Source organism: Bradyrhizobium daqingense, assembly GCF_021044685.1.
GTDB lineage: Bacteria > Pseudomonadota > Alphaproteobacteria > Rhizobiales > Xanthobacteraceae > Bradyrhizobium > Bradyrhizobium daqingense.
The window spans coordinates 2069977-2096427 of sequence record NZ_CP088014.1 but is presented as its reverse complement, the minus strand read 5'-3'; the positions used below and the strand labels follow the sequence as shown (position 1 = coordinate 2096427).

Below are 26451 nucleotides of genomic sequence, written 5' to 3'. Positions count from 1 at the left end.
GAAACCATTGGCTGAGGCTGACTAAAATTTCGCCTGTCGTATCGCGACGGCCACGCCTAGCCTCGCGGCGAAACATCCCTCGCACTCCCGGAGTCCTTCATGCCCCTCCTCGTCCGCGGCGGCACCGTCGTCAATCACGATCATTCGCGCCGCGCCGACGTGTTGATCGAGGGCGAGACCATCGTCGCGATCGGGGCCTCGCTCGATGCGCCGACCGGCACCGACGTGATCGACGCCGGCGGCGCCTACGTCATCCCGGGTGGCATCGACCCGCACACCCATCTCGAAATGCCGTTCATGGGCACCGTGACGGCAGACGATTTCGAATCGGGAACCAAGGCGGCGCTCGCCGGCGGCACGACCATGGTGGTGGATTTCTGCCTGCCGGATCCCGGCGAGTCGATGCTCGCGGCCTATCAGGACTGGCGGCACAAATCCGAGAAGGCGGCCGCCGACTACGGCTTCCACATGGCGGTGACGTCGTGGTCGAAGCAGATCCACGACGAGATGGAGACCGTGGTCAAAACCTACGGCATCAACACCTTCAAGCACTTCATGGCCTACAAGGGCGCGCTGATGGTGAACGATGACGAGCTCTATAACTCGTTCGCGCGCTGCGCCCATCTCGGCGCCATGCCGGTGGTCCATGCAGAAAACGGCGACGTCGTCGCCTTGATGCAGGAGGCGCTGATCGCACGCGGCGTCACCGGCCCGGAAGGCCACGCCTACTCGCGGCCGCCGGAGGTCGAGGGCGAAGCCACCAATCGCGCCATCATGATCGCGGACATGACGGGTACGCCGGTCTATATCGTGCACACCAGCTGCCGCGAAGCCCATGAGGCGATCGCGCGGGCCCGCGCGGCCGGAAAGCGCGTCTATGGCGAGCCGCTGATCCAGCATCTGCTGCTCGATGCCGGCGAGTACCAGAACAAAGACTGGAACCATTCCGCGCAGCGCGTGATGTCGCCGCCGTTCCGCGACAAGTCGCACCAGGACAGCCTGTGGGCCGGCCTGCAAGCCGGCTCGCTCCAGGTGGTCGCGACCGACCATTGCGCCTTCACCACCGCGCAGAAGCGGTTCGGCCTTACCGACTTCAGGAAGATCCCGAACGGCACCGGTGGCCTCGAAGATCGCCTGGCGCTGTTGTGGACCGCGGGCGTCACCACAGGACGCCTGACCAAAGAGGAGTTCGTCGCGGTGACCTCGGCCAACATCGCCCGCATCCTCAACATCTTTCCCCGCAAGGGCGCGATCGCAGTCGGCTCGGATGCCGATATCGTAATATGGGATCCCAAGGCGACCAGGACCATCAGCGCCAAGCGACAGATGAGCCGGATCGATTACAACGTGTTCGAAGGCTTTTCCTGCACGGGTGGGCCGGCCGTGACGCTGTCACATGGCCGCATTGCCTGGAAGGACGGTGATCTGCGCGTTAAGGCCGGCGACGGCCGCTACATCGAACGGCCCGCCTTCTCGCCAGTGCATCTGGCCAACTCGATCTGGAAAGAGCTGACCGCCCCGCGCGCGGTCGAACGCGGCGCGGTGACGCCGTAAAGCCGTCGCATCTGGGCGGACGTCCAAACAACCGCGCCTTGAATCTTGGAGCACTTAGGAACGAACCTTCGGAGGCCTCGTTGTCGCGCATATTTCCCTCCAGCACGCGAGTCCCTCCATGTATCACCACGTCAAGAAACTGATGTTCACCGTGCGCGTCGACGAACCCGATCCGCGTTTCGGTAATATGCTGCTCGAGCAGTTCGGCGGCGCCAACGGGGAACTCGCGGCCGCGATGCAATATTCGATTCAAGGGCTGAACTGCGAGGATCCTGACCGCAAGGACCTCTTGATGGACATCGGCACCGAAGAGCTCAGCCATCTCGAGGTGGTCGGTTGCCTGGCGCGGATGCATCTCGCGCCCTCAAAGAACGACCGTCAGGCCGCGGAAGCCGATCCGTTGATCGCGATTGCCGGCGGCGGCGGCGTCAATCTCTTCAACTCACAAGGCAATCCCTGGACGGCCGACTATCTCAAGATCACCGGCGAGCTCGACGTCGACCTTCGCAGCAACATCGCCGCCGAGGCCCGCGCGAAGATCGTGTATGAGCGCCTGATCAATTTCTGCGACGACGCCGGCAGCAAGGACGCACTGCAGTTCCTGATGACGCGCGAGATCACGCATATGAAAGCCTTCGCGCGCGCTCTCGAAAGCCTGTCCAAGCCCGCCTTCAGCATCGGGCGGATCGCCCCGACGCCCGGCCTCGTGAATCAATACTTCAACGACTCCACCGGTAGCGGTGATCACGGCGAGATCGACACGCGCGGTCCCTGGAACGAAGGCGAAGACTGGGTCTTCACGGAATCGCCTGCGCTTCAGTCTTCTGAGCCCGGCGCTGCCCCGTCGATCGTCACGGAGAGCTCACCGCCCGTCGACGAGGCCGGTCTGACCGATCTTCTGCTTCACGAGCTGCGTGACATCCTCCACGCCGAGAAGCAGTTGACCAAGGCGCTTCCCAAGATGGCCCAGGCCGCGCGTTTCGATCAATTGCGGGAATTGTTCGAGCAGCATCTGGCCGAGACCGAGAACCAGGTCGAGCGCATCAATGAATGCTTCGAGCTGCTCGGCGAGAACGCCCGGGCCAAGCCCTGCAAGGGCATGATGGGCCTGATCGAGGAAGGCCAGGAGGTCATGAAGGAAAGCGAGGAGAAGGAGGACGCGGCCGCCGACCTCGCCCTGATCTCAGCGGCCCAACGCGTCGAGCATTACGAGATGTCGGGCTACACCACGGCACGCAACCTCGCGCAACAGCTCCGGCACAGCGCGGTCGTTGCCCTGCTCTCGAAATCGCTTGCCGAGGAAGAGAATGCCGATCTCCTGCTCAATCAGGTGGCACGCTCGCTGATGTCAGTCGCGAAAATGCCTGCGGCGCTGGAGCAGGCCGAATAGGAAGCGCTGACGACGAAACGTGAACGTTCGACGTCAACCGCCCCTCGCCATCGCGCGCGGGGCGGTGCGCGCTGCGCCTGCTCTTGGTGAGTGAGACGGCCCGCGCCTGCTCGACCGCGAAGCCTCCTTCGAGCCGCGTCTGGCTCGCGCGCAGCATTGCCGCGTCGAGCTTGCCCTGCCGCAATCCGTCCAGGGCGCAGGCGAAGACGCGGTAGAACTGCACGCCGTCATAGGCGACCAGCAGCAGATCGACCCCGCCATTGATCGCCTCCACCACGGCTTTGCAGACGTCGTTCTGGTAGATCGCGCCCATCACGAGATCGTCGGTCATCACCACCCCCTGGTAATTCCACTTGTCGCGGATGATCCCCTGGACGACACGCTTCGAATGCGAGGCGGCGCGATCGGGATCGACGGCGGTGAGCGTGACATGACCGACCATGAGCGCGCTACGCGAATGCGACAGCACCGCGCGGAACGGCAGCCAGTCCGTTGCCTCCAGCTCCGCCACCGGCGTATCGAGATTGGCGCTGAAATGATGGGTATCGTCGCGCACGCGGCCGATGCCGGGAAAATGCTTCAGCGTCGCGCCGACGCCAGCGTCCTCCAGCCCGCGCACATAGGCACTCGCGATGCTGCTGACGACTGCGGGATCGGTCGCGATCGCGCGCTGTCCGATCAGGGTGTGGAAATCGAGACGATTGCGCCGCGGCGGCGGCTTGAGGTCGAGCACCGGCGCGAGGTTGAGATTGACGCCGAGTCCTGCAAGCTCGCGCCCGTGAATGCGGCCGAACTCTTCGGCCTTGGCCTGCTGGTCTTCCGGGGCGAGCGCGGCGAGCGTCGCCAGCGCCGGCACCTTGGTCAGCGGCGGTGCGAGATGGCCGACGATACCGCCCTCCTGGTCGGCAGCGACGACCAGCGGCGGCAAGCCGGCCGCGCGTCGCTTGTCCTGAAGCGCCGCGATCTCCGCACGCAGCGCCTCGACCGTCCGTCCCCGGATGTTGTGCCGGGTGACGTAAACGCTGCCGATCAATCCCTGCTCGGCGAGGCGCGCGACTTCCGGAAAGGAGGAATAGCCGACCATGAAGTGAGGTCCGAGCTGCTGTGCCTCGGCGGCGCTGGCGGTGAGGACATCATGCTTGCGCAGCTCGAACCTGACATGCGCCGCCCCCATCAACAGCGGCGTCAGGCACCAGAGGATGACGAGCAGCTTGCCCGCCGTGCTGCGCCAGCGCCCTGTTCGCAGCAAGGCGATGACGACGACAATGCTTGCGACGACAAGGGCGACGTTTCCGGCGCCACGCAGCACGAGCAGATAGGGATCGTTCTTGTTTGCCGCCGCGAATGCAGCGAGCGGCGCGGCGAGCCAGAGCAGGATGAGACCGATGCGCTTGAGAAATTGCATGATGCGTCACACGCGGTTGGAGCGAATGCTTCGCACCTATCAAAGCGATCCGCGCTGCGCGAGAGGCAAAAGCGCAGCTGCACGAAAACTGCAAAAGACTCCTGAAACCGTGCAGACGTTGATCCCGCCGTCTGCACAAGCACCGTTCAGAGTTCGTCATGCCACCCTTCACGGAGAATCTTCTGGACATGACCAGCCTGGCTTCGACCTCGACGACGGACATCCAACCGATCAGGCCTTCCGCGCTGTCGGCCAAGCTCGCCATGGCGCTGCTGCTCGCCGCGCTCGCCGACTGGCTCTTCTACGGCCAGCGGATCGGGCTGTCGCTGGCGATCTTTGCGACGGCGATCGCCTGTGCCTCGCTGCTCGCCAATCTTGCGACGCTCAATCTTCGACGCGCGGCAATCGGAGGTGCGATCGTCGCGCTCGGCCTGGTGCCGGTCGTGGAGCAGCTCAACACGCTCTCGTTCCTGATCTCCATCGCGGCGCTGCTCGTCGCCCTGCTGCTCGCGACCAATCCGGAGACGACCGGGCTTCCAGACCGCGCCCGCGCACTCCGAAGCTTCGTTCTGTTCGGCTTCTTGCGGTTCTTCCCGGAAGCGCTCCAGGTCCTGAATTGGTCGGCCTTCACCCGTGGCATCGCGCTCTGGCTGCTGCCGATGATCCTGAGCGGGGTGTTCATCGCGCTGTTCGCGGCGGCCAATCCGGTCATCGAACAATGGGTGTCCCTGCTCAATCCGAAGCTCATCCTGGAATATGTCAGTGTGCGGCGCGTGCTGTTCTGGAGCTTGATGCTGGCGCTGGTCTGGCCTTTCATCCATGTGCGATGGCGGAGCAAGAAGGCTGCCGTTGCGAGCGCAACCGATGCCGCTGGATCAGAGCCTCGGGCGCCGCTCGTCCCGGTCGAACTCCTGGGCCCCTCCATCGTCCTGCGCTCGCTGATCCTGTTCAACCTGCTGTTCGCGGCGCAATCGATCCTCGACGGCATCTATCTCTGGGGCCATGCGGCACTGCCCGACAATCTGACCTATGCCGCCTATGCCCATCGCGGCGCCTACCCGCTGATCGCGACCGCACTGCTCGCCGCCGCTTTCGTGCTGGTGGCGATGCGCCCGGGCGGGCCGGCCGAAAAATCGAAGGTGATCCGGCCGCTGGTCTATCTCTGGGTGGGACAGAACGTGCTACTGGTCGCCTCATCCATCCGCCGGCTCGATCTCTATGTCGACATCTACATGCTGACCTATTGGCGGATCGCGGCGTTCATCTGGATGGGGCTGGTGGCGCTCGGCCTGATCCTGATCGTCGCGCGCATCGTGCTCGACAGGTCCAACCAATGGCTGGTCGGCGCGAATTTGATCGCATTGACGATCGTGCTCTATGGGTGCTCGCTCGTGAACTTCGACGCCTTCATCGCCGACTACAATGTCGCCCACAGCCGGGAAGTGTCGGGGAAAGGCGTGCAGATCGACATCGATTATCTCATGACGCTGGGACCGCAGGCGGTGCCCGCCATCGACAAGGCGCTTGCGCTGCGGCCCGCCGCCAGGGAGGGCTGCCTTGTGCCACGCCGCGACCGCCTTGTAGAACAGCAGCGTCAGGACCTGGCCTGGCGAAGCTGGAGCTTTCGCGACTGGCGGCTCCAGCGCAGGCTGGACGCCCAGGCGAAAGCTCGGACCGGCAGCCAGCCGGCGAGCTGACGAGGACACGGAGAGTTTCTTGGCGCATCGCATTCTCATCGTCGACGACGAAGGCCACATCCGCGAGGTCATTCGTGTCGCCCTGAAGAAGGCCGGCATGGACGTGATCGAGGCGCGCGACGGCAAGGAGGCGCTCGCCCGCTTTGCCGCCGACAAGCCCGATCTGATCGTGCTCGACATCGGCATGCCCGAGTTCGACGGGCTCGATGTCTGCCGCGAAATCCGCAAGGGCTCCGACGTGCCGATCCTGTTCCTGTCGGCGCGCGACGAGGAGATCGACCGCATCCTCGGCCTCGAGATCGGCGGCGACGATTACGTGACCAAGCCGTTCAGCCCGCGCGAGCTGGTGGCGCGGGTCAACGTCATCTTGCGCCGTCTCAGTCCCCGCAACGGCGAGATCAAGACCGGCCCGGGCGCGCTCATGCAAGGTGGCCTCCTGATCGATCCCGAGCAGCATGTCGCGACCTTTGCCGGCACGCCGCTCAAGCTGACGGCGATCGAGTTCGGCATTCTGCGCGCCTTCCTGACCCGGCCGACCTCGGTGTTCAACCGCGAGCAATTGATGCGGGCGGCCTATCAGCTCAACATCCAGGTCTCCGACCGCACCATCGACAGCCATATCCGCAACATCCGCGCCAAGCTCGCCGCGCAAAATTGCGAGACCGTGATCGAGACCATCCACGGTGTCGGGTTCAAGCTCGGCCGTTGCGAGAAAGAGGCATGAGCGCGGCTCCCGACAAATGGCGGCCGTCGCTTGGGCTTGTCATCTTCACGGTGTTGACCACTGTCGGCGTGCTGCCGCTGGTGGGCCTGTTCTTCTTCCGCCTCTACGACAACCAGCTGATCCGCCAGACCCAGGCCGAGCTGATCGCGCAGAGCCGCGTGCTCGCGACGATCTATGCGCAGGAGGTTACGGCAAGGCTCGATAGCGGCCTGACGCTCGGCGCCGAGGTACCGCCAGGCGTGCTGCCCGATCCCGGCGACCAGGTCACGCCGATCCGCCCCGCGCTCGATCTCACTGCTAACGACCTGCTGCGGCGGCGGCCGGATGCACAGGCAGCGGTCCGGCCGGCCGAGCCGGCCTATGTCGAGATCGGCGCCAGGCTGACGCCGATCATCCGCGAGACCCAGAAGGTGACGCTGGCGGGCTTTCGCATCCTCGATCCGCAGGGCGTGGTGATCGCCGGCCGGCAGGAGGTCGGGCAATCGCTCGCCCATATCGAGGAGGTCGCGGACGCTCTCCACGGGCAATACCGCGCCACCTTGCGCAACCGCGTGCCGGACAAGCCGCCGCCGCCGATCTACTCCTTCAGCCGCGGCCTCGGCGTGCATGTGTTCTCGGCGATGCCCGTCATCGTCAACAACCGCGTCGCGGGGGTGATCTACACCACGCGCACGCCGAGCAACATCTTCGACCATCTCTACCAGGAACGCGGCAAGTTCGTGCTGGCCGGGCTCGCCGTGATCCTCGGCACCATCGCGATCGGCCTCGTGTTCTCGCGCACCATCACGTTGCCGATGCGTGAGCTGATCGACCGCGCCGCCCGAATCGGCCGCGGCGACCGCGAGGCGTTCAAGCCGCTGCAGCATTACGGCACACGCGAGTTCGCCCAGCTCTCGCACAGCTTCCTCGGCATGGCCGAGCGGCTCGCAAGGCGCTCGGACTATATCGCGACGTTCTCGGCCCACCTCACCCACGAGCTGAAATCGCCGCTGACGTCGATCAAGGGCGCGGCCGAGCTGCTACAGGACTCAGTTCAGGGCAAATCGGGCAGCCTGACGCCAGCCGAGCAGAAGATGTTCATCACCAACATCCTGTCCGATACCCAGCGGCTGGAGGCGATGGCGCAGCGGCTGCGTGAGCTCGCCCGCGCCGAAAGCCTGCCGCAGAACGAGCGGACCGAGCTTGCCCCCGTGATCGCCGACCTCAGGAGCCGCTTCCCGGAAAGCGAAATTCTGTGCAGTGGGAGCCTTCATCGAGCGGTCAGCATGTCCAGCGAGAAGGCGCTGATCGTGCTGTCGCATCTCGCCGACAATGCGATGCGGCACAAGGCGAGGACAATCAGGCTGGAGGCGGTGGACCAGCGCACGACCCTGCAGCTGACGGTGAGCAATGACGGCGAGTCGATCTCGACACCCAACCGCGATAGGATCTTCGACGCCTTCTTCACCACCCGCCGCGACCAGGGCGGCACCGGGATGGGGCTGGCGATCGCGCGCGCGGTAATGGCGAGCCATGGCGGCTCGATCAGGCTCAAGCCCACAGACCAGGGCGCGGCCTTCGAGCTCCAATTCCCGGTCGCCTAGATCGCGAACACCCAGGCGGCCACGATGGTGCCGATGGTGACCAGACCGGCAATGGTCCAGCCGGCGGCATATTCCAGCTCAGGATGACCGGTCGCCCGCATGATCTCTGCCGGATCAGCGGTATGCTTCTCTGCCATGACAGCCTCGCACATGACTCTCCGCGTCATATGTAAGTCGCATCAGCCGCCAATAGGTTCCATCACGGACGTGCGAGGAATGACGCAGCAGCTTGGCTTGTTCGCAGACCCGTTGGCCGGGCCCGCCGGGCTTCGACATACGGACAATTTTATCGATGCCGCTCTCGAGCAGGCCTTGATCGGCCGCATCGCAGCATTGCCGCTCCAACGGTTTCAGTTCGGCGCTTTCGAGGGCAATCGCCGGGTGGCGTCGTTCGGCTATCGCTACGACTATTCGCTGCAGCGCCTGGCCGAAGCAGAGCCGATCCCTGACTGGGTGCTGCCGATTGCACGGCAGGTGGAGGCTTGGGCGGGGCTGCCGGAGGCCAGCGTCCGCCAGGTGCTCTGCACCGAATATGAGGCCGGCGTCGGCATCGGCTGGCACCGCGACAAGCCGCATTTCGACAAGGTGCTCGGCCTCTCGCTGGGCGCGCCCTGCAAGTTCCGCTTCCGCCGCCGCAGCGGCGAGCGATGGGAGCGCCACACGCTGGAAGCCCTGCCGCGCTCGCTCTACATGATGGACGGCGAGGCGCGGTCGCAATGGGAGCACAGCATTCCGCCGGTGGAGGCGCGCCGCTATTCCATCACCTTCCGGACGATGAAGCGGGTCTAAAACTGCGAAGAACAACCCCATGCACAAAAGGTCGCGTTCGAGGCTACTTGAGCGGCGCCGGGTCACAGTGCCGCGAATTTGCCTCAAGGCCGGCTGACTAATGAGGCGAATTGAAAAGACAGGCCATATCGGCGAGCCAATATGGGCCCGCAAGGCCGGCATCACCATGAAGAATTGTCTGACATTTTTCCTGCTTCTGACCATGACCACGGCCTCCGCGCACGGGCCTATGCCGGCCCGGCTGTCGCCGCCGTCCGGTCTCGTGCAAGTGGGCCTCACCGACAACGACACCACGGCCGGCGGCACCGCGCGCCTATGCGAGCAGGTCAGCTTCTCGCGCGGGCTGCGCTATGGCGAGAGCGAGGCCAATGTGCTCGACATCGCCACCAGCGCAATCAAGGCGGACACGCCGCGGCCGGTGCTGTTGTTCGTGACCGGCGACACCTTTACCGGCGACCGCCAGGCGCCGGAACTGGCACGACAGATCGAAGACCAGGCGATGTGCTTCGCCGCGCGCAACCAGATGATCGGCGTCCGCGTCAACTATCGCCTGGCGCCTGCGGCGACCTGGCCGATGGGGGCCACCGACGTCGCGGCGGCGCTGTCCTGGATCCACGGCAATATCGACCTGTTCAACGGCGACGCCCGCGAAATCGTCGCGGTCGGCTACGGCGCCGGCGCGTTCCATGTCGCCACCCTGTTGGCGCATCCCGAGTTTCAGGCCGACCGCGCCGACGTCGCGGCCGTCGTGCTGGTGTCCGGCATCTACCGCGCAGGCAAGGATGCCAGCGACAGCGAGAAGGCGTATCTCGGCACCGACGCCAGCCAGTACAACATGCGCTCGGTCTTTCCCGGCATCCTCAATGTCGACGTGCCGATCGTGCTGGCCTGGGCCGCGGACGATTCCCCCGGCATCGTCGCGCAAGGCGAGACCCTGAAGAAGACGCTCTGCGGCGCCGGCCATTGTCCGCGCAGCGCGCTGCTGCGCAGCCGCGACGGCATCGCCAACGCCTTCGGCCTCGACGGCTCCGGTGACAGCCTCGCCGAGCCGACGCTGCTGCTGGTGCGCCAGCTCGAGGCGCGGGGACTGCCGTAGCGGCGCGTCAGCACGCCTGCCATTTCATACGGGCCGCGCCGCATTGAATCCGGCTGCCAAAGCCACACGATCGCCAAACGCTTGACGTAGATCAATCCGCCTGGGTGCGGACTGAGCCGACCTCGTTGGGGGCCAACGACAAGGTGTCGAGCATGCGCGTCACCGGCAAACTGTTGTTCGTCTTGATCGCTGCATTGACCTCGCTCGGGGCGATGTCGCTGCAACGTACGGACCAACCCGCGACCGACAAGGAAATCCGCATCGGCAATGTCATGCCGTATTCGGGGCCACTCTCGGAGTTCGGGGCCATCGGCCAAGCCGAGGCCGCCTATTTCGACATGATCAACGCGCGTGGCGGCATCAACGGCCGCAAGATCCGCTTCATCACGCGCGACGACAATTCCGATCCGGCGACGGCGCTGGAGCTGACGCGCAACCTGGTCGAGACCGATAACGTGGATCTGATGTTCGGCTCGTTCGGCACGCCCGGCAACCTCGCCACGCGCTGGTATCTCAACGAGAAGAAGATCCCGCAGCTGTTCGTCGCCTCCGGCGACGAGGAGCTGAGCCAGCCGGGAGCGTTTCCCTGGACCATGGGCTGGCAGCCCTCGTTGCGGTCGGAAGGACGCATCTACGCCAACTACATCCAGGCCTATTATCCCCGGAAGAAGATCGTGGTGCTCTGGCAGAACGACCAGTTCGGCCGCATGCTCTACAAGGGCATTCAGGAAGGTCTCGGCGATCTGAACCGTCACGTCCTCGTCGACATCGCCTTCGACATCGCCGACGAGCATCTCGACGGGCACGTCTCGATCCTCAAGCGCTCGGGCGCCGACATCTTCGTCTTTCTCGGCGTGCCCTCGACGGCCTCCAAGGTGATCAAGCTGGCGGCGTCGATGAAATGGCGTCCAGTCTTCATCGTGAACGATTCCTCGGCCACCATCGCCAACGCGATGGCGCCGGCGGGCCTGGAAAATTCGGCAGGAGTCGTCTCCGCGGCCTTTCTGAAGGATCCGAGCGACCCCGCCTGGAAGGACGATCCAGCCATGAAGGACTGGTTCGCTTTCATGGACAAGTATCATCAGGTCGAAAGCACCAACAACAGTGCCGCCGTCTACGGCTATGCCGCGGCCGAGGCGCTCACCCAGGTATTGAGGCAATGCGGCGACGATGTCTCGCGCGAGAACATCATGCGCCAGGCGGCGTCGCTGAGGAATCATCGCCCCTCCCTTGCCCTGCCCGACATCAGGATGAACACCTCGCCCCACAACTATCTGCCGATCAAGCAGATGCGCCTGGTGCAATTCGACGGCCGGTCGTGGCAGCCTTTTGGGGATGTAATCGAGACGGCGTTCACGGAAGGCGTGGCAAGGTGACATTCAAACACAAAGGCGACCGTCATGCCCGGGCTTGTCCAGGGCATCCACGTTCTTCGGGCTACGTGGCAAGACGTGGATGGCCGGGACAAGCCCGGCCATGACGATGCGGACGCTTCGGTGCTCCACGCGCCGGACCCGAAATGAAGATCGCCCCCGGCGCGCTCGGTGATGATGGAGCTTCGCTCCGCCGCCCGAACCAGGAGCCCACGCCATTCGAGGACTTGCATTGAGAGACCGGGTCTGGCTGGTTTGAGCTCCTGACAATCAGATCGGAGCTCACCATGATCCAATTCGACACGTTGCTGACCTATGTCGCGGTGGTTCTCGGCCTCTTTCTCATTCCGGGTCCCGCCGTCCTCCTGGTGCTCGGGCGCTCGTCTGTGGGCGGGCATCGCGTCGGAATTGCCACCGGCCTTGGCATCGCGACTGGGGATCTGCTTCACACCGCGATGGCTACGCTTGGATTGTCGGCAGTGCTGATGACCTCGGCCCTCGCCTTCAGCCTGGTGAAGTACGCCGGCGCTGCCTACCTCATCTATCTTGGCATCCGCGCGCTTATGGAAAGAGGCGAGGATATCAAGTTGGCGCAGTCGCGTTTGGTCGACACATCGCTCGCCTTCCGGCAGGCGGTGCTGGCCGAACTGCTCAACCCGAAGACGGCGCTCTTCTTCCTGGCCTTTCTCCCACAATTCGTACGTCCCGATCACGGCTCCGTCGTTGCCCAGCTTGCAATTCTTGGCCTCATCTTCGTCATCATGAGCGCGATCTACACCGCATTGATCGCCCTCGTTGCCGGGCAAGTCGCTGGCTGGCTCACCCGTCATCGCAGCATCGGCCGCTGGCAGGGCCGCGTCATCGGGACGATCTACCTGGGACTTGGCGTTCGCATGGCCTTGCAGCAGCAAAAGTAGCCTGATCATTCCATCCCGCCGGGAGAGCCCCATGACCGAGACCATCCGCATCAAGCGCTTCCAGGCGCGGCCCGTGATCGTGCCGATGAACCTGCCGCTCCAAACCTCGACCGGATCGGTCGCCAAGGCGCCGCTGGTGCTGATCGACTGCGAGACCGACCAGGGCGTACGCGGGCATGCCTATCTGTTCTCGATCACGCCATCGGCCTTGAAGCCGCTGACGGCGATGGTCACGGAAATGTCGGATCTCCTCGCCGGCGACGAGCTGCTGCCGTTCGAGATCGAGCGCAAGCTGGCGCAGCGCTTCACGCTGTTGGGCCTCGCCGGCCTGCAACGGCTGGCGCAATCCGGCATCGACATGGCGGCATGGGACGCGCTGGCGCGCAGCAAGGGCCTGCCGCTGGCGCGCCTGCTCGGCGCCGCGCCGAAGCCGGTGCGAGCCTACAATTCGAAAGGGCTCGGCATTATGCCGGCGGGCGCCGCGGTAGAGGAGGCGCACAAGCTGTTGGCCGAGGGTTTTCATGCCGCCAAGATCCGCGTCGGCCGGCCCGATGCGCGAGAGGATCTCGCGGTCGTGCGCGCGGTGCGCAAGGCGGTCGGCGATCAGGTGACGCTGATGTGCGACTACAATCAGGCGCTGACGGTCACCGAGGCCATCCGCCGCGGCGAGATGCTCGACGACGAAGGCCTCACCTGGATCGAGGAGCCGATCCGCCACGACGACTATGCCGGCTGCGCCCGCATCGCGGACGCGCTGCACACGCCGGTCCAGATCGGCGAGAATTTCGACAGCGCCTTCTCGATGCAGGCAGCGCTCACGGCCGAAGCCTGCGACTACGTGATGCCTGACGTGCAGCGCATCGGCGGCGTCACCGGCTGGCTCCGCGCCGCCGCGCTCGCCCATGCCGCCGGCATCGAGATGTCGACGCATCTGTTCTCGGAGGTGAGCGCGCACCTGCTCTGCGTGACGCCGACCGCGCATTGGCTGGAATATGTCGACTGGGCCGACGGGGTGCTCGCGACGCGATTGAAGATCAAGGACGGTTTTGCACTGCCGAGCGAGGAGCCCGGCAACGGGATCGAATGGGACGAGGCGGCGGTGAAGAAATATCGCGTTGGGTGACATCCTACCGCTACATCCTGGGCGTCGTCCTGGCGGAAGCCGTGACCGGCGAAGATTGGCCGCTCGGTGCTGCGACCGGACACAATCGAGGAACACGCGGCATGGGTCCTGGCCCCCGCGCGCAATTGCGCGCCAGGCCAGGACGACGTCGGGGGAGATGACTATTCACCTTCGTCATTGCGAGGAGGGTCCTGCGACGAAGCAATCCAGACCGTCGCAGCGAAGACTTCGGATTGCTTGCTGCGCTCGCAATGACGCCGAAGGTCAGAAGCAGAGGTCGCCTAGAGGCATCCTATTCAATCACCTCATCGGCGCGCGCTAATAGCGTTGCCGGAATATCCATCTGTATGGTCTTGGCGGTCGCTAAATTGATGACAAAGTCGTATTTGATTGGCAGCTCGACCGGAAGATTTCCCGGTTGCTCGCCTTTCAATATCTTGTCGACCGAAGTTGCTGCGCGTCGAAACAGGTCAACTAAATTGGGACCATAGGACATCAGCGCCCCTGCTTTCACGTAGACGTCGGCAGGTGCCATCACGGGCAAGCCATACGCCATCGCCACTTGCGCGATCTGTCTACGCTCATTGAAGAACATGGGATCGAAAACCGTGATCACGCCAGTTTTCTTGTCTCTAGGGATGAGAGAAAGAGCTCGCTCGAAGTCGCGAGGACCTAGCACCTCGATCGGCTGCACCGTTAAATCCAGTGGACTTGCCGCTGCTACCACCTGATCGAAAAAGCGTTGAGCAGTCGAGCGGTTATCTGGATTGATAAGCAATGCCACGCGGGAGAGATTGGGAAACGTCTCTTTGAATAGTTGAAGTCGCTTTGGGCTAACATCCACTACTGCATAGCCCGTGATGTTACCGCCTGGTCGCGAAAAGCTATTGACCAGCCCGCCCCCTACGGGATCAGCAACAATAATGAAGACAATCGGAGTAGTTTTGGTTGCCGCTTTCGCCGCGTATGCTGCGGCCGACGCTGAGGTAATGATGACGTCGAGGTTAAGCTGCGCCAACTCCGCGGCCATCGCTTTGAAACGCTCAGGCTGCTCTGCCGGAAAGCGATGCTCGTATATTACGTTCTTTCCCTCCACGTACCCTAGCTTGGCAAGTCCGTCTACCAGCGGCCTCAGAAAGACCGCCTCTTCCTCTGCATTGCCAGCGTGCCAGAGCACGCCAATCCGAGCAATCTTGCGACTTCTTTGAGCTTGAGCCGCGAATGGCCAAGTCGTCACGCCGCCAACCAGGGTCAGGAACTCGCGTCGCTTCATTAGATTGCCCACAATCCAATGGCTTTCCGGTTCGTTGGAGACAACCTATAGCACACTTCGCATCAATCATCCTCGATTGGTGTAGCCCGGTATGGGTTACGTGCTGAAGTGAACAGAGGTCACAGCCCTAATCCGCTCTCCAGGTGCGAGCAGTCGATCGTTGGACGGTTGGCGAGGCCGCTGCGGGCCAGTACCGACTTACTCAATGATTTCGTCAGCGCCAATTAGTACCGATGGTGGGATCTGTAAGCCGAGCGCACTATCAACTTTTCGATTTATCAGCTTGAAACGCGTCGGCTGCTCGACCGGCAGATCGCTCGGCTTAGCACCCTTTTTGAGGCCGCGGCGGGCCAACAGGCGACATGCGGTATATTACTCTATGACCAGCAGTCCTCGCTTTTTATCGCCGTCGAACGTATTGGCAGCGTCGAACAGCCGCTTCCGCTCGACGAGCCATGGCTGAAAATCAACATTGACATCGAGCACGAAAACGAGGTCCTCGGCTTCGAAATAGCCCCCGATTGGGGAATGGTGCCCGCTACCAGCGCCAAAAATTTGAGCGCGATCGAAATTCACGACGTAGCGCCGCCCCGGGTCGTTGGAGCGACGGAGATGCTCCAGGAACTGCTTCTCGCTGAGATCGCGCAAGATGGTAACGTTCCGCTTGGTCTTCGACTGGGCGACTTTGGCCAGTTCGTCGAGCGTGAGGCCCATGATGCATACCCCTGTCCAGCAGCTCCACGTGCCGGCCAACACGTCGCCCTCCGTCCTTGCCGCCTCGCCAAGCGACCGGTACGCATTCGCAACAGCGGCAGGTCCGCAGCGAGAGCCGTTTGACTGCCAATCAACGTGTCTTTGAAATGTGGCTGCCACGGGCAGGTGCCACGCACGCTCTATAAGCTCAGGAGTACGTGTTACCGATGACGCTATGGCGTCTGATGGAACGTGCGTTCGACTGACCACCAGGGCCCCGGCACACACCAGACCCACGGCGACAACGATGCTGCTGATGCTTACGCGGTGCCATCGCTTCATGGGTCAGAACCTTAGCGGCAATGACGACATCGGCCTGCACGAACTATATTGAGAAACCAACCGGCGGGAAGGAGATTCCATATGCGCCCGTTCGGGCTGAAAATGCGATCGCATCTCCCGACGGGGGCGCCCGAGTTCTTCCTTGGTTCGAACAGAAAATGCGACAGCCAAACGAACCCTTTTTCCGCGGCGTCCGCGGACACGTATCGGCGCCGAGATTCAGATGCTAGATTTCCCGACCTACCGAATAGGAGGACGACATGCCCGAGAGCGTCTACAAGGTCATCGAACTGATCGGCACCAGTAAAGACTCGTGGGAGAGGGCGGCCGCCAATGCGGTCGAGCAAGCCGCCAAATCTCTGCGGGATCTTCGCATCGCAGAGGTCGTCAAGCTCGATATGCAACTGGATGAGAAGGGAACGGTCGAGGCTTATCGCGCCAAGCTCAACGTATCGTTCAAGTTCGAGGGCACCTGAGCCTCAGCACCTCGCCCCTTGCGGGCGAGGATGGCTCATTGGAGAAGGCGCGCTGCACGGTCCGCCCAACCGGACGCTCCAACCGGCCGCTGTGGCCTATCCCGGAAGTTGGCACTGGTCCGACTGGGGCCGATATGCTCTGATGCGAGCGGCGCGTATGGCACGTGGTGCTCCATGTACATGGTCATTCGCAAGTACACGAATGTTCGTTCGGTCGCGGACGCCGCTCGTCGCGCCAAGAGCGGCGTCGGTGAGATCCTGAGGCAATCGCAGGGATTTAGATCTTACCATGTGCTGGATGCGGGCGACGGTGTCGGTATCGCCGTGATGATATTCGATGACCGCGATAGCGCCAACGCAGCGAACGCCAAGATACTGGCGTTTATCGAGGCGAGCCTGCATGACCTCGATCTTGGCGTTCCCGAAGTGACCAGCGGCGAACTTTTGGTGGACATCGAGTGTAACGAGTCTTGCATAAGGTAGCCTCCAACGCCGCCAGTTGCGTGGCGGGTGCGGCCCTTGCTCATGTAACGACCTGACGTCACCTGTCGCTTTTGCAGCGATCGCGTCCTGGCCGCCCGTCAGGATATTCTTTTCGAGGAGCAGCAACGCCATGAAGCAGCACACCTTCGAAGCATTTTCCATCACAGCGATCTGCTGGACACCGCTCGTGGTCATGGGCACCGCGATGCCGCCAAGAGACCCTGAAGAGGACGAGGAAGACGATGAGGAGGACGAAGATGACGAAGGGGAAGATGACGATGACGAACCAGCGGTCGTGCGCGAGCCCGACGAAGACTAGATCGACGCTTGTTCGGTAGTCGGCGCTATATATGCCCCATTGGCTGCTTTGGTCGGCAGGACCGAGCGTGGTCGGCTGTGGTGCAGCTTCCCGAGTTCGTCGGCCTAGGGTCGAAAGCTGCCTTGGCCACATCCGATTTCGCTGGTCGGCTCGCCTCTAAGAGCTGACCTCCCCAGGCTGCTGAGCAAGGGGTGGCCTTGGGCGTGAAGCGGTCATCCCAGGGACTGTGCGGTCATTACACAGAAGCAGCGGCTATACGTCGTATGAAGCGATGAAGCCAAATGACGAGATCCCTCGCCTTTGACACTGGAGATATGACCCATTCCGGCGTTCCGAGATGACGGAGCATGTCTTCGTAGCCCTGATCTATTCCCTCCGACATTTTTTTATCGGTAAACGGTGCATTCTCATTGCACCGTTCGAGCCGCCAATTGATCTCTCCTAACAATGTGTCTGCGCTCGGCAGACGCAGAGCAAAATCCAGCTCTCTTCGAGCACAAATCCGTTCGATACGATGGCGCACCGGTTCGTCGTAGCGGACACCCCGCTTCTCCAGTCTCGCATGGGTCGCTTCATGTATGATAGCGGACGCGATCCATTCGAGAGTTGTGGTTTCAGAGGCGACGACACGCGCGTCGAGCAAGCAGGCGTTCAAGGAATGCAGATAGCAGCCGGTTCCATGCGGAACCAGCTTCACCCAAATTCGAGATAGGCTACTCTTGACGCGTCGGTAGTGAAGTGGAGAAATATCCTCCATTAGCTCGAGCGCGGCCTCAACGCGTTGCAGCGCAGGCTCAGGATCACCGTGCGAGCTTCCGATCCAAAGGCCATCGGTCATGCGGCTCGTCGAAAGCCACAGCGCAATCTTGTCATCCAGAAGCGGTCTTGAGATTGGAACGTCGCGAGACATGGGCCGCCGTCGCTTCTGCCTACAAACATATCCCCGCAATGATAAGCCGGTCCCGCTTCGGCGAACTTAACGACTTAAGTTAAACTGTCTGGAAGGTTCGAGGCATGTCCGCTATGGGTCGTCACTAGCCATAATGCTCAACCGATCGGACTATTTCCGCTCAGCCATGAGAAGCCGACATCGTCATCATGACTACACGCGCTAACGGTGCCCCATGACTACATGGCGCCCTCGTGCCCATATCAGGGTCGTCGCCATCGGCCTGCACTGGCGGGACGGGCGGCTGCTCGCGGCCGAAGTGCGCGACGATGCCGGCCGGATCAAGGGCGTGCGGCCGCTCGGCGGCGAGATCGAGTTCGGCGAGAGCTGGCGGGCTGCCCTGGTACGTGAGTTCAACGAAGAGCTCGGCATCGATGTTATCCTGAAGGGCGAGCCCTTGATGGTGGAGAATATCTTCGTGCACGAGGGGGCGACCGGCCACGAGGTGATGTTCATCTCCGAGGTCGAGTTTCCCGATGCCGCATTCTGCGATCAGGAGCGCATCGACTTCAGGGAGGACAATGGCGACCCCATCGTCGCCCGCTGGTTCGACCTCGCCGATCTCGACGTGGACGGTGCTCCGAGCCTGTTTCCGACCGGGCTGAAGGACTTTCTGCTCGGAGCGACAAAGGGCGGCACCACGTAGGCAGCGCGCCTGCTTTGCCGGACGCGACGCGTCAAGCCGAGAAGCCGCCCACTGCCGGGCTGCTACTTCATCAGCCTGAAGCGGCCGCCTTCCACCTTGATCAGAAACGCCGAGCGCTCATCGTAGCCATTGTGATCGGTTGGACTCATCGTGGACAGGCCGTTGTTCAGATACACGTCCTTGCCGCGCTCGAGTTGGTCGCGAAGGGCGGCACGAAATTCTGCCGTGCCGGGCTTCGCGGTCTTCATGGCATTCGGTATCGCCGTCTTGAGCAGCGCCATCGAGTCCCACAGATGCGCGGCGAAGATGTTCGGCTTCTGCCCATTCGCCTTCTCATAGGCGGACAAGAATTCATCCCGGACCTTGCGGAACGGATCGTCCGCCGGCAGATCGTCCGCGATCGTGAACGCCTCGCCGGTGAAGATGGCGCCTTCGACGCTGGCTCCGCCGAGCTTGATGAATTCCTCGGTGGCGACACCGTGGGTCTGGTAGATCTTGCCCGCATAGCTGCGCTCACGCAGCGCCTGTTGCGGCAGCACCGCCGGGGTGCCCGCCGAAGCAATGAAGACGGCGTCCGGATTCGTCGCGATCACCTTGAGAGCCTGGCCGGTCACGCTGGTGTCGGCCCGAGCATAGACTTCGTGCGTGGTCACGGTCAGGCCGAAGGTCGGAGCAAGCCTGCTCACTTCCTTGTAATAACCCTCGCCATAGCCGTCGGAGACGCCGATATAGCCGAGCGTCTTCGCGCCCGATTTGGCGATGTGCTTGAGGATCGCGAGCGCCATCAAATCGTCGTTGGGAACGACCTTGAAAGCCCATTTGCGCCGTTCGTCCATCGGTTGCACGATGGCCGTCGCCGCGGCCAGCGAAATGATCGGCGTCTTGGCTTCCCAGGCGACATCGAGCATCGGCATCGTCACCGGCGTCAGGGAGGAACCGATGAGGACGTCGACGCCATCCTGAATGACGAGACGACGGGCGTTTTGAACGCCCTTGGTCGAATCCGATTCATCGTCGAGGGCGATATAGACGATCTTCTCGCCGCCGATCTCCTTCGGGAGCGCCGCGACCGTCCGCATCTGCGGCTGCCCGAGCGCCGACCCCGGCCCCGTACCGGACACCACGATGCCCACCTTGATATCGGCATTGGCGCCGGAGGTGGCGAGAAGCATGGCCGCGCAAACGCACAAGGCTGCAAGGCAGCGCCTGATCATGATGTCCTCCCGTGTATTGTATTTCGCCGACGCAATCTCGCGCGGGTCGCGGCGAAAGTCTGTCCCTACGGCTAGGGACAGGTGCGATCTCAGAAGGGAGCGCCCGATGCTGCTGGTTCGGTTGACAAGCGCAGAGCCCTCGATCACAATTTGCGCAGGTAGATACCGCCTGCTGCTTGCGCCCTTCGGGGTATGGTGAAGTGTATCAGACCGCCGCACGCTTCCTTTGCACAAAGTGAACGGGTCCATAACGCAAGCCCTGACGATCTCGTTCACATTGCAGAGGATCAGCAGATGCGCGATTTCCGCGACGCCAAAGTCATGGCGCAAACCCTTCGCGAAGCCTTGAACGCCAGATCGGTCTCTCTCACCGTCGGTGAGAGCCTGGAGCTCATCGCCAAAATCCTGGGATTTCCTGACTGGAACGTGTTGGCCGCGCGTATCAAGGCCACCGGACAGGACGACAGCAAACGCGTTGCAGAGCCTGCACGAAACGCTGCGAGCGGCGCGGCAGAGACCGAAGCCGAGGTACCGCCCACGACCCTGGACCGATATGCCGGAACGTATCGGTTTCACAATGCCGTCTTTACCGTGCGGCGCGATGGGCGCCGTCTATCGGCGCATCTGAGCGGACAAGGCTCGGTGTCCTACCGCGCCTTGAGCGAAACTGAATTCGCCGGGGAGGACGTCGACGTCAAGCTTCGCTTCGTTTCCGAATCAGGCAACACGCCGGCCACACTGGTGCTGCAACAACACGGCAATGATCACACCATGCAGCGGATCGATGCGGATGCGGCTCAGGAGCTCGAGCGCGCTATCAAGGAGCGCATGAAAGGCCGCTCTGCCAATCCCGGAACTGAGGCGGCGCTTCGCCGTCTCATCGAAGAGGTCGCTGCCGGCCGGCCCGATTACTCTGCAATGAGCCCCGGATTGGCGGAAGCCACGCGCCAGCAATTGCCGCGATTGCAGCGCGGGCTTGCGGAGATGGGACCGATCACCTCGCTCGCATTTCTCGGCGTCGGCGCGCAGGGGCAGGATGTTTACTCCGTCTGGCACGAAGGCGGCGCCTCGCACTGGCACATTGCCCTCGACGCCGATGGCAGGATCGGGTCGGCCTTCGTCATGCCGGGGCCCTGACGCGGACGCGATTGCCCCGCGCCCGCGTCACGACGGGCGCGGAAGTCGCACGGTCGTCACCGTAGACGCGTCGCGATCATGCAGGGCCTGTGGCGGCACCTGCCTGGGCGTGGGCAACGGATACGTGATGCATCGACGACTGCGGATCGCATGATCCTGAATGCGCGGTGAAGCGTTCAATGGTATTATTGTTGTCATTCAATCAGAGGGGCGACGATGATCCATTCCGAGATATTTGCAGGCGGCCTCAAGCCACGGGCACGACGTCGCCACGTCGCTGCAATGGCCGCGGCGCTGTGTCTCGCGGTGACATTCGGCTCAGGCGGACGCGCGCTGGCTAACGATGCCGAGGCACGCACCACCTTCGAAAAGTTCATTGCCGCGCAGAACGCGCATGATGCGGACGCGGTAAAGGCCATGCTCTGGAATTCACCGGGTACGCTGCTGTTCGCGAGAGGCATCGAGACGCGAGGCCGCGATGCGGTGGCCGCCCGGTTCAAGGCATATTACGAGGGCACCTGGCACCTCGAACCCGACATGTCGAAATTCCACGTCGCCGTGATCTCCAACGAGGTCATGCAGGTCCTTGTCCCGATCGTTTTCACGCGCGGCCTTCCGGGCAAGCCACCCCAGCAAAACACGTTCCTGATCAGCCAGACCTACGTTCACGACGCGGCCGGCTGGTCCGTCGCGTCCATCATGCCGGTGGCGAATACGGAACTGAGATGAATGGTTGGGAGCCGGCTAGCGGCGGCAGTCCGTCTTCGCTCTTCGAACTACGCCGGACACTCTTCGCGTTTAGAGGGGGTGGTGGCTTGCCGAGCCGAAGCTCGCGGCGGCAGCCCGCCTGCGCCCTTGGGGCTTCGGCGTGGCATCCTTCTCTCGCTTCGCGAGCGAAGGATGGTGGGCACGACAGGGATCGAACCTGTGACCCCTACCATGTCAAGGTAGTGCTCTCCCGCTGAGCTACGTGCCCTAGAGGTCGTCTAGATCGGGTGGGGTCCCTATAACGGCTCAGGGGAGCCGGCGCAAGGACGGAACGGGGCCGATTCAGGCGGCCAGCATCTTGTTCACTTCGCTGACCAATTCGCGCAGGTGCACGGGCTTGGACAGCACCTTGGCGTTCTTGGGGGCGTCCGAATCCGAGTTCAGGGCGACCGCGGCGAAGCCGGTGATGAACATGATCTTGATGTCGGGGTCGAGTTCCGAGGCCCGGCGCGCGAGCTCGATGCCGTCCATCTCAGGCATCACGATGTCGGTCAGCAGCATCTCGAACGGCTCTTCCCGCAGCCGCTGATAGGCGGCCATGCCATTGTCATGGGACGAGACCTGAAAACCGGCGTTTTCCAGCGCCTTGACCAGGAAACGGCGCATGTCGTTGTCGTCTTCGGCGAGCAGGATCTTTGGCATGGCAGGAAACGTCGCATCCCCAGAGGATATCAGCAGAACTCACTAAGCCCGACAGAGGGTAAATTTGGGGTGAAAATCTTTACCCTGAGACGGCTGCCGCTGCCGGTCCGTTGTGAACCGGAATGCGACTCGAAGCAATCGAGCCGCGCGCGCGCATCCCCGCCTCCCTGCCCGCACGGTTAAGACGCGTTCCAACGCGCCATCACATCTTTTCGCTTGGCAGAATGGTTGCGATTCCGGACAATGACGACACATAAGAGCCGCTCGATCGGCCGAATCAAGCGACCTGGCCCCCTGCCAGGTCCCGGCGCGAAGGGACGAAGCCTGAGAAGATGACCCGGTTTGACGGCGAGACGTCGCCAGCCTTTGAGATCGTCGAGCCCGCGCAATGGCGTGCGCCGGTCATCTTCAACTCGCCCCATTCCGGCTCGACCTATCCGGACGAATTTCTGGCGGCCTCGCGGATCGACCTGCCGACGCTGCGGCGCTCCGAAGATTCCTTCATGGACGAGCTGATCGGCCATTTGAGCGATCGCGGCTTTCCGACCGTGCGGGTCAACTTTCCCCGCTCCTATGTCGACGTCAATCGCGAGCCCTACGAGCTCGATCCGCGCATGTTCACCGGCCGCCTGCCGAGCTTCGCCAACACCCGCTCGATGCGGGTCGCCGGCGGCCTCGGCACCATCCCGCGCGTGGTCGGGGACGGCCAGGAGATCTATCGCGATCGTATTTTGGTCGACGATGCGCTTTCGCGAATCGAGACGCTGTACAAGCCCTATCACCGCGCGCTGCGCCGGCTGATCAACAAGGTGCACCAGACGTTCGGCACAGTGGTGCTGGTCGACTGCCACTCGATGCCGTCGGTCGGCGTCAGCAGGGACGAGCCGCGCCGGCCCGATATCGTGATCGGCGACCGTTACGGCACCAGCTGCACGCCGCTGCTCTCCGACCGCGTCGAGGAGACCATGACGGGGCTCGGCTATTCGATCGGGCGCAACAAGCCCTATGCCGGCGGTTTCATCACCGAACACTACGGCAATCCAGCGAGCGGCCTGCACGCGGTGCAGCTCGAGCTCAATCGCGCGATCTACATGGACGAGCGGCGGCGTGAGCGTGGGCCGCGCTTTGCGCAGGTGGCGAGCGACTTCGGCATTCTCGCCGAGGTCTTGGCGACCACGATCCCGTTCGGCGATCTCGGCCCGTTCCAGGCCGCGGCGGAATAGACGCGACTTTTACGTCGGACGGCTCGTGTTGCCTGCTGCTGGCGCGTCCGCGTTTCGCTTCGAGAGTTCGCGCGCATCGAAATGAAAACAGCAGCTCAAAGAGAAATAACGGCCCTAAGAAAAAAGGGCCGCTTCTGATGAAGAAGCGGCCCAAGTCTAGGGAGGAAACGCCCAAGGAGGGCAGCGGTAACGCCAAGCGCTACCGCACCGCAACAATATGCGACCGCGGCGCACAAAGTGCAAGGGCTTTTGCGCCGTTTCCCATGCAATATGCACATGGCTCAGTTGCTTCCACGGAAACCCAGATTCAGTTTCTTTGATAAGGAAATTCAATGGGTTGATAGATGTTTGCATACGAACGAGGCATGGTCGGAACTAAGTTTTCAACGCTGTGATCGATATTTGGCCAGCAGATGACTGAGATGAGGCAGCCATCTGCGGCATTCAAAATACCAGGGAGCAAGACAAGACAACGCTGCAAGATCCTGCCGAATTGAGCTAGGCAAGAGCGAGCTTCACCTAATTTTCGCTTTCGAGGATCCGCCGTGACGGTGATCGACTTCTCCGCCTTCATCGGACGGCTCGCCACCGCCTCCGGCGAAACCATCCTGCCGTTCTTCCGCACCTCGCTGTCGATCGACGACAAGAGCAAGACCAAGGATTTCGACCCCGTGACGGAGGCCGACCGTGCCGCGGAGGCGGTGATGCGTCGGCTGATCAAGGCCAACTTCCCCCAGCACGGCATCGTCGGCGAGGAGTTCGGTAATGAGCGGGACGATGCTGACTATGTGTGGGTGCTCGACCCCATCGACGGCACCAAATCCTTTATCGGCGGCTTTCCGATCTGGGGCACGCTGATCGCGTTGCTGCACAAGGGCACGCCAGTGTTCGGCATGATGCATCAGCCCTTCATCGGCGAGCGCTTCTCCGGCGACAACGGCTCGGCCACTTATAAGGGCCCGTCCGGCGAGCGCCGGCTCCAGGTCCGCCGCTGCGCCTCGCTCTCGCAAGCGACGACCTACACCACCAGCCCCTTGCTGATGAACGAGAGTGACCGCGCCATCTTCGGCCGCATCGAGCAGGGCGCGCGGCTGTCGCGCTATGGCGGCGACTGCTATTCCTATTGCATGCTGGCGGCAGGCCATGTCGACCTCGTGGTCGAGACCGAGCTGAAGCCCTACGACATCGCGGCGCTGATCCCGATCGTGACCGGCGCCGGCGGCGTCGTCACCACCTGGGAAGGCAAGCCGGCCCAGGGCGGCGGCCGCATCATCGCGGCGGGCGATCCCAGGGTCCACGAAGAAGCGCTCAAGCTTCTGAACCAATAACAGCGCGAGCGGAGGGCTTGCATGACCGTCTCACGCAGGCTGCTCGCTCAATTGTTCCTGGGATTGATGGTGCTTCTGCTGCCGACGCTCGCCACGGCGCAGAATTTCCCGGTCAAGCCGATCAAGCTGATCGTGCCCTTCCCGGCCGGCGGGCCCAACGACATCATCGCCCGCGTGATCGGCCAGCGCATGTCGGAACTATCAGGGCAGCCGGTGGTGATCGACAGTCGCGGCGGCCAGGGCGGCGTGCTCGGCACTGACGCCGTCTCCAAGGCCGCGCCCGACGGCTACACCATCGCGATCTCCTCAGCCGGCGCGCTCGCGATCAGCCCGAGCATGGAGAAGGTGGCCTACGACACGCTCAACGACCTCACGCCGGTGACGCTGGTTGCGACCGTGCCGGAAATGCTGGTCGTTGCCACCAACGTGCCCGCCAAGGACATCGGCGAACTGATCGCGCTCGCCAAGGCGCAGCCGGGCAAACTCAACTTCGCCTCCTCCGGCCCCGGCAGCCTGCCGCATCTCGCCGGTGAACTGTTCAAGCTGACGGCGAAGATCGACATCGTGCACGTGCCCTATCGCGGCGCCGCGCCGGCCGTGAACGATCTGTTGGGCCAGCAGGTCCAGATGACCTTCCTCGATCTCCCCGTGCTGCTGCCGCAGGTCAAGGCCGGCGCCCTGCGCCCCATCGCGGTCGGCTCGGCCGAGCGCGCGCCGACCGCGCCCGACGTGCCGACCACGGCGGAAGCGGGATTTCCCGTATTACGCATCGAGAACTGGTACGGCATGGTTGCGCCGAAGGGCACGCCCAAGGATATCCTCGCCGCGCTGCATGGCCTTGCAACGAAGGCGATGGCCGATCCCGCAGTGAAGGAGAAGCTCGCCGCGCAAGGCGCGACGCTGATCGGCGACGAGCCGGATCACTTCCGCAGCTTCATCGCGGATGAGACGAAGAAATGGGCCAAGGTGATCAAGGATGCCGGCGTGGAGACGGGAAAGTAGGACGCCGGCGCCGCCAAAGCACCGCCGCGTTTCCTCGGTTGTGCCCATGCCCGCCCTTGTCGCGGTTGTCGAACCGGGATCATGCCTAGCATCCCTTGCAGATGCTCTTGATCTTTCGGTCGGCCTCTGAGTTCGCCGAGCTCTCCGAGCGAATCTGGTCATCGCCCTGCAATGACGGACCAGGCGTCACCGTTCCGTCGATCCGACCGATATTGGCGCCACCCGCCGGATTGCCGGGCCGCCCAACCGTCGTGGATCCTCGCGGTCCGGCCCCACCGCCCGATTGAGCCGTTCCGGCCGCGTTG

At 63.1% G+C, this 26451-nt stretch carries 26 protein-coding genes and 1 tRNA gene; 19 read left to right on the top strand and 8 right to left on the bottom strand.

All coding sequences use genetic code 11. The features are described from left to right. The first annotated feature begins 99 nt into the window (after nucleotides 1–99). Nucleotides 100–1554 carry a dihydropyrimidinase gene (hydA, locus tag LPJ38_RS09970; RefSeq protein ID WP_145637594.1) on the top strand — a complete coding sequence of 485 codons (1455 nt, stop codon included), beginning with the start codon at nucleotides 100–102 and terminating at the stop codon, nucleotides 1552–1554. A 118-nt stretch (nucleotides 1555–1672) separates the two neighbouring features. Then, nucleotides 1673–2944, top strand: a complete 1272-nt coding sequence (locus tag LPJ38_RS09965; RefSeq protein WP_145637592.1) for a DUF892 family protein — start codon at nucleotides 1673–1675, stop codon at nucleotides 2942–2944. Here the strand turns inward: LPJ38_RS09965 and LPJ38_RS09960 are convergent. Next, nucleotides 2877–4349 carry a glycoside hydrolase family 3 N-terminal domain-containing protein gene (locus tag LPJ38_RS09960; RefSeq protein WP_145637590.1) on the bottom strand — a complete coding sequence of 491 codons (1473 nt, stop codon included), beginning with the start codon at nucleotides 4347–4349 and terminating at the stop codon, nucleotides 2877–2879. The genes LPJ38_RS09965 and LPJ38_RS09960 overlap by 68 nt on opposite strands. 188 nt (nucleotides 4350–4537) lie before the next feature. Here LPJ38_RS09960 and LPJ38_RS09955 point away from each other — a divergent pair, with 188 nt between their 5' ends. From LPJ38_RS09955 to LPJ38_RS09945, 3 genes are read left to right on the top strand one after another with little or no spacing between them, the layout of a single operon-like run. Further along, entirely contained in the window at nucleotides 4538–6046 is a 1509-nt protein-coding gene (locus LPJ38_RS09955; protein WP_145637829.1) for a DUF4153 domain-containing protein, read from the top strand. A 19-nt stretch (nucleotides 6047–6065) separates the two neighbouring features. Beyond that, nucleotides 6066–6770, top strand: coding sequence for a response regulator transcription factor (locus LPJ38_RS09950; protein ID WP_145637588.1), 705 nt, complete (start codon nucleotides 6066–6068; stop codon nucleotides 6768–6770). Next, nucleotides 6767–8353, top strand: coding sequence for an ATP-binding protein (locus LPJ38_RS09945; protein WP_145637586.1), 1587 nt, complete (start codon nucleotides 6767–6769; stop codon nucleotides 8351–8353). Before LPJ38_RS09950 ends, LPJ38_RS09945 begins: the two co-directional genes overlap by 4 nt. Here LPJ38_RS09945 and LPJ38_RS09940 read toward each other — a convergent pair. Then, on the bottom strand, nucleotides 8350–8490 hold the full coding sequence (locus LPJ38_RS09940) for a hypothetical protein (RefSeq protein WP_007597071.1): 141 nt from the start codon (nucleotides 8488–8490) through the stop codon (nucleotides 8350–8352). The genes LPJ38_RS09945 and LPJ38_RS09940 overlap by 4 nt on opposite strands. Nucleotides 8491–8569: 79 nt before the next feature. Between LPJ38_RS09940 and LPJ38_RS09935 the strand changes: the two genes are divergently transcribed. The 5 genes from LPJ38_RS09935 to LPJ38_RS09915 all read left to right on the top strand — a co-directional run bounded on the left by LPJ38_RS09935 (nucleotide 8570) and on the right by LPJ38_RS09915 (nucleotide 13651). Continuing rightward, entirely contained in the window at nucleotides 8570–9142 is a 573-nt protein-coding gene (locus LPJ38_RS09935; protein WP_145637583.1) for an alpha-ketoglutarate-dependent dioxygenase AlkB, read from the top strand. A gap of 166 nt (nucleotides 9143–9308) precedes the next feature. Then, entirely contained in the window at nucleotides 9309–10238 is a 930-nt protein-coding gene (locus LPJ38_RS09930; RefSeq protein ID WP_145637827.1) for a carboxylesterase family protein, read from the top strand. A gap of 152 nt (nucleotides 10239–10390) precedes the next feature. Then, the gene (locus tag LPJ38_RS09925; RefSeq protein ID WP_167520558.1) at nucleotides 10391–11614 is read left to right on the top strand and encodes an ABC transporter substrate-binding protein; all 1224 of its coding nucleotides are present in this window, start codon (nucleotides 10391–10393) and stop codon (nucleotides 11612–11614) included. A 284-nt stretch (nucleotides 11615–11898) separates the two neighbouring features. Then, nucleotides 11899–12528 (top strand): LysE family translocator, encoded by a 630-nt coding sequence (locus tag LPJ38_RS09920; protein ID WP_145637579.1) that lies wholly within the window; start codon nucleotides 11899–11901, stop codon nucleotides 12526–12528. Between the two features lie 31 nt (nucleotides 12529–12559). Then, nucleotides 12560–13651, top strand: coding sequence for an enolase C-terminal domain-like protein (locus LPJ38_RS09915; protein ID WP_145637577.1), 1092 nt, complete (start codon nucleotides 12560–12562; stop codon nucleotides 13649–13651). Nucleotides 13652–13943: 292 nt separating this feature from the next. Here the strand turns inward: LPJ38_RS09915 and LPJ38_RS09910 are convergent, their stop codons facing one another. After that, nucleotides 13944–14924 (bottom strand): ABC transporter substrate-binding protein, encoded by a 981-nt coding sequence (locus LPJ38_RS09910; protein WP_145637575.1) that lies wholly within the window; start codon nucleotides 14922–14924, stop codon nucleotides 13944–13946. A 372-nt stretch (nucleotides 14925–15296) separates the two neighbouring features. Next, nucleotides 15297–15959 (bottom strand): phytochelatin synthase family protein, encoded by a 663-nt coding sequence (locus tag LPJ38_RS09905; RefSeq protein ID WP_145637573.1) that lies wholly within the window; start codon nucleotides 15957–15959, stop codon nucleotides 15297–15299. Nucleotides 15960–16219: 260 nt separating this feature from the next. Here LPJ38_RS09905 and LPJ38_RS09900 point away from each other — a divergent pair, with 260 nt between their 5' ends. From LPJ38_RS09900 to LPJ38_RS09890, 3 genes are all read left to right on the top strand, one after another. Next, nucleotides 16220–16435, top strand: coding sequence for a dodecin family protein (locus LPJ38_RS09900; protein ID WP_145637571.1), 216 nt, complete (start codon nucleotides 16220–16222; stop codon nucleotides 16433–16435). Nucleotides 16436–16609: 174 nt separating this feature from the next. Then, nucleotides 16610–16918, top strand: a complete 309-nt coding sequence (locus LPJ38_RS09895) for a hypothetical protein (RefSeq protein WP_145637569.1) — start codon at nucleotides 16610–16612, stop codon at nucleotides 16916–16918. Between the two features lie 130 nt (nucleotides 16919–17048). Next, nucleotides 17049–17237: a hypothetical protein gene (locus tag LPJ38_RS09890; RefSeq protein WP_145637567.1), complete on the top strand. Its 189-nt coding sequence runs from the start codon at nucleotides 17049–17051 to the stop codon at nucleotides 17235–17237. A 235-nt stretch (nucleotides 17238–17472) separates the two neighbouring features. Here LPJ38_RS09890 and LPJ38_RS09885 read toward each other — a convergent pair whose 3' ends face one another. Then, complete coding sequence (locus tag LPJ38_RS09885) at nucleotides 17473–18147, bottom strand: hypothetical protein (protein ID WP_145637565.1); 675 nt, start codon at nucleotides 18145–18147, stop codon at nucleotides 17473–17475. 214 nt (nucleotides 18148–18361) lie between these two features. Between LPJ38_RS09885 and LPJ38_RS09880 the strand changes: the two genes are divergently transcribed. Then, nucleotides 18362–18832, top strand: a complete 471-nt coding sequence (locus tag LPJ38_RS09880) for an NUDIX hydrolase (protein WP_145637563.1) — start codon at nucleotides 18362–18364, stop codon at nucleotides 18830–18832. A gap of 62 nt (nucleotides 18833–18894) precedes the next feature. On the opposite strand, the gene LPJ38_RS09875 is transcribed toward LPJ38_RS09880, so the two are convergent. Then, a complete protein-coding gene (locus LPJ38_RS09875; protein ID WP_145637825.1) occupies nucleotides 18895–20004 on the bottom strand; it encodes an ABC transporter substrate-binding protein in 1110 nt (369 codons plus the stop codon). A gap of 336 nt (nucleotides 20005–20340) precedes the next feature. Between LPJ38_RS09875 and LPJ38_RS09870 the strand changes: the two genes are divergently transcribed. Together LPJ38_RS09870 and LPJ38_RS09865 are read left to right on the top strand one after the other, a co-directional pair. Continuing rightward, nucleotides 20341–21183, top strand: a complete 843-nt coding sequence (locus LPJ38_RS09870) for a glyoxalase superfamily protein (RefSeq protein WP_145637561.1) — start codon at nucleotides 20341–20343, stop codon at nucleotides 21181–21183. Nucleotides 21184–21465: 282 nt separating this feature from the next. Next, entirely contained in the window at nucleotides 21466–21912 is a 447-nt protein-coding gene (locus LPJ38_RS09865) for a YybH family protein (protein ID WP_231088600.1), read from the top strand. A gap of 172 nt (nucleotides 21913–22084) precedes the next feature. Here LPJ38_RS09865 and LPJ38_RS09860 read toward each other — a convergent pair. Beyond that, a tRNA-Val gene (locus LPJ38_RS09860) sits at nucleotides 22085–22159 on the bottom strand. Nucleotides 22160–22233: 74 nt separating this feature from the next. Continuing rightward, nucleotides 22234–22593, bottom strand: coding sequence for a cell cycle two-component system response regulator CpdR (gene cpdR / locus LPJ38_RS09855; RefSeq protein WP_007597092.1), 360 nt, complete (start codon nucleotides 22591–22593; stop codon nucleotides 22234–22236). 332 nt (nucleotides 22594–22925) lie between these two features. Between cpdR and LPJ38_RS09850 the strand changes: the two genes are divergently transcribed. The 3 genes from LPJ38_RS09850 (at nucleotide 22926) to LPJ38_RS09840 (ending at nucleotide 26146) form a co-directional block, all read left to right on the top strand. After that, a complete protein-coding gene (locus tag LPJ38_RS09850) occupies nucleotides 22926–23816 on the top strand; it encodes an N-formylglutamate amidohydrolase (protein WP_145637557.1) in 891 nt (296 codons plus the stop codon). Nucleotides 23817–24361: 545 nt separating this feature from the next. Next, nucleotides 24362–25144 carry a histidinol-phosphatase gene (gene hisN, locus LPJ38_RS09845; RefSeq protein WP_145637555.1) on the top strand — a complete coding sequence of 261 codons (783 nt, stop codon included), beginning with the start codon at nucleotides 24362–24364 and terminating at the stop codon, nucleotides 25142–25144. Between the two features lie 21 nt (nucleotides 25145–25165). Then, nucleotides 25166–26146 carry a Bug family tripartite tricarboxylate transporter substrate binding protein gene (locus LPJ38_RS09840; RefSeq protein ID WP_145637553.1) on the top strand — a complete coding sequence of 327 codons (981 nt, stop codon included), beginning with the start codon at nucleotides 25166–25168 and terminating at the stop codon, nucleotides 26144–26146. The last annotated feature ends 305 nt before the right edge of the window (nucleotides 26147–26451 follow it).

Coding starts and splice junctions, on each gene's coding strand:
- hydA (WP_145637594.1), top strand. CDS start 100: ATGCCCCTCCTCGTCCGCGGCGGCACCGTCGTCAATCACGATCATTCG.
- LPJ38_RS09930 (WP_145637827.1), top strand. CDS start 9,309: ATGAAGAATTGTCTGACATTTTTCCTGCTTCTGACCATGACCACGGCC.
- LPJ38_RS09895 (WP_145637569.1), top strand. CDS start 16,610: ATGTACATGGTCATTCGCAAGTACACGAATGTTCGTTCGGTCGCGGAC.
- LPJ38_RS09925 (WP_167520558.1), top strand. CDS start 10,391: ATGCGCGTCACCGGCAAACTGTTGTTCGTCTTGATCGCTGCATTGACC.
- LPJ38_RS09960 (WP_145637590.1), bottom strand. CDS start 4,349: ATGCAATTTCTCAAGCGCATCGGTCTCATCCTGCTCTGGCTCGCCGCG.
- LPJ38_RS09890 (WP_145637567.1), top strand. CDS start 17,049: ATGAAGCAGCACACCTTCGAAGCATTTTCCATCACAGCGATCTGCTGG.
- cpdR (WP_007597092.1), bottom strand. CDS start 22,593: ATGCCAAAGATCCTGCTCGCCGAAGACGACAACGACATGCGCCGTTTC.
- LPJ38_RS09915 (WP_145637577.1), top strand. CDS start 12,560: ATGACCGAGACCATCCGCATCAAGCGCTTCCAGGCGCGGCCCGTGATC.
- LPJ38_RS09840 (WP_145637553.1), top strand. CDS start 25,166: ATGACCGTCTCACGCAGGCTGCTCGCTCAATTGTTCCTGGGATTGATG.
- LPJ38_RS09935 (WP_145637583.1), top strand. CDS start 8,570: ATGACGCAGCAGCTTGGCTTGTTCGCAGACCCGTTGGCCGGGCCCGCC.
- LPJ38_RS09920 (WP_145637579.1), top strand. CDS start 11,899: ATGATCCAATTCGACACGTTGCTGACCTATGTCGCGGTGGTTCTCGGC.
- LPJ38_RS09945 (WP_145637586.1), top strand. CDS start 6,767: ATGAGCGCGGCTCCCGACAAATGGCGGCCGTCGCTTGGGCTTGTCATC.
- LPJ38_RS09880 (WP_145637563.1), top strand. CDS start 18,362: ATGACTACATGGCGCCCTCGTGCCCATATCAGGGTCGTCGCCATCGGC.
- LPJ38_RS09955 (WP_145637829.1), top strand. CDS start 4,538: ATGACCAGCCTGGCTTCGACCTCGACGACGGACATCCAACCGATCAGG.
- LPJ38_RS09910 (WP_145637575.1), bottom strand. CDS start 14,924: ATGAAGCGACGCGAGTTCCTGACCCTGGTTGGCGGCGTGACGACTTGG.
- LPJ38_RS09940 (WP_007597071.1), bottom strand. CDS start 8,490: ATGGCAGAGAAGCATACCGCTGATCCGGCAGAGATCATGCGGGCGACC.
- LPJ38_RS09850 (WP_145637557.1), top strand. CDS start 22,926: ATGACCCGGTTTGACGGCGAGACGTCGCCAGCCTTTGAGATCGTCGAG.
- LPJ38_RS09885 (WP_145637565.1), bottom strand. CDS start 18,147: ATGTCTCGCGACGTTCCAATCTCAAGACCGCTTCTGGATGACAAGATT.
- LPJ38_RS09865 (WP_231088600.1), top strand. CDS start 21,466: ATGGCCGCGGCGCTGTGTCTCGCGGTGACATTCGGCTCAGGCGGACGC.
- LPJ38_RS09905 (WP_145637573.1), bottom strand. CDS start 15,959: ATGAAGCGATGGCACCGCGTAAGCATCAGCAGCATCGTTGTCGCCGTG.
- LPJ38_RS09900 (WP_145637571.1), top strand. CDS start 16,220: ATGCCCGAGAGCGTCTACAAGGTCATCGAACTGATCGGCACCAGTAAA.
- LPJ38_RS09870 (WP_145637561.1), top strand. CDS start 20,341: ATGCGCGATTTCCGCGACGCCAAAGTCATGGCGCAAACCCTTCGCGAA.
- LPJ38_RS09875 (WP_145637825.1), bottom strand. CDS start 20,004: ATGCTTCTCGCCACCTCCGGCGCCAATGCCGATATCAAGGTGGGCATC.
- LPJ38_RS09965 (WP_145637592.1), top strand. CDS start 1,673: ATGTATCACCACGTCAAGAAACTGATGTTCACCGTGCGCGTCGACGAA.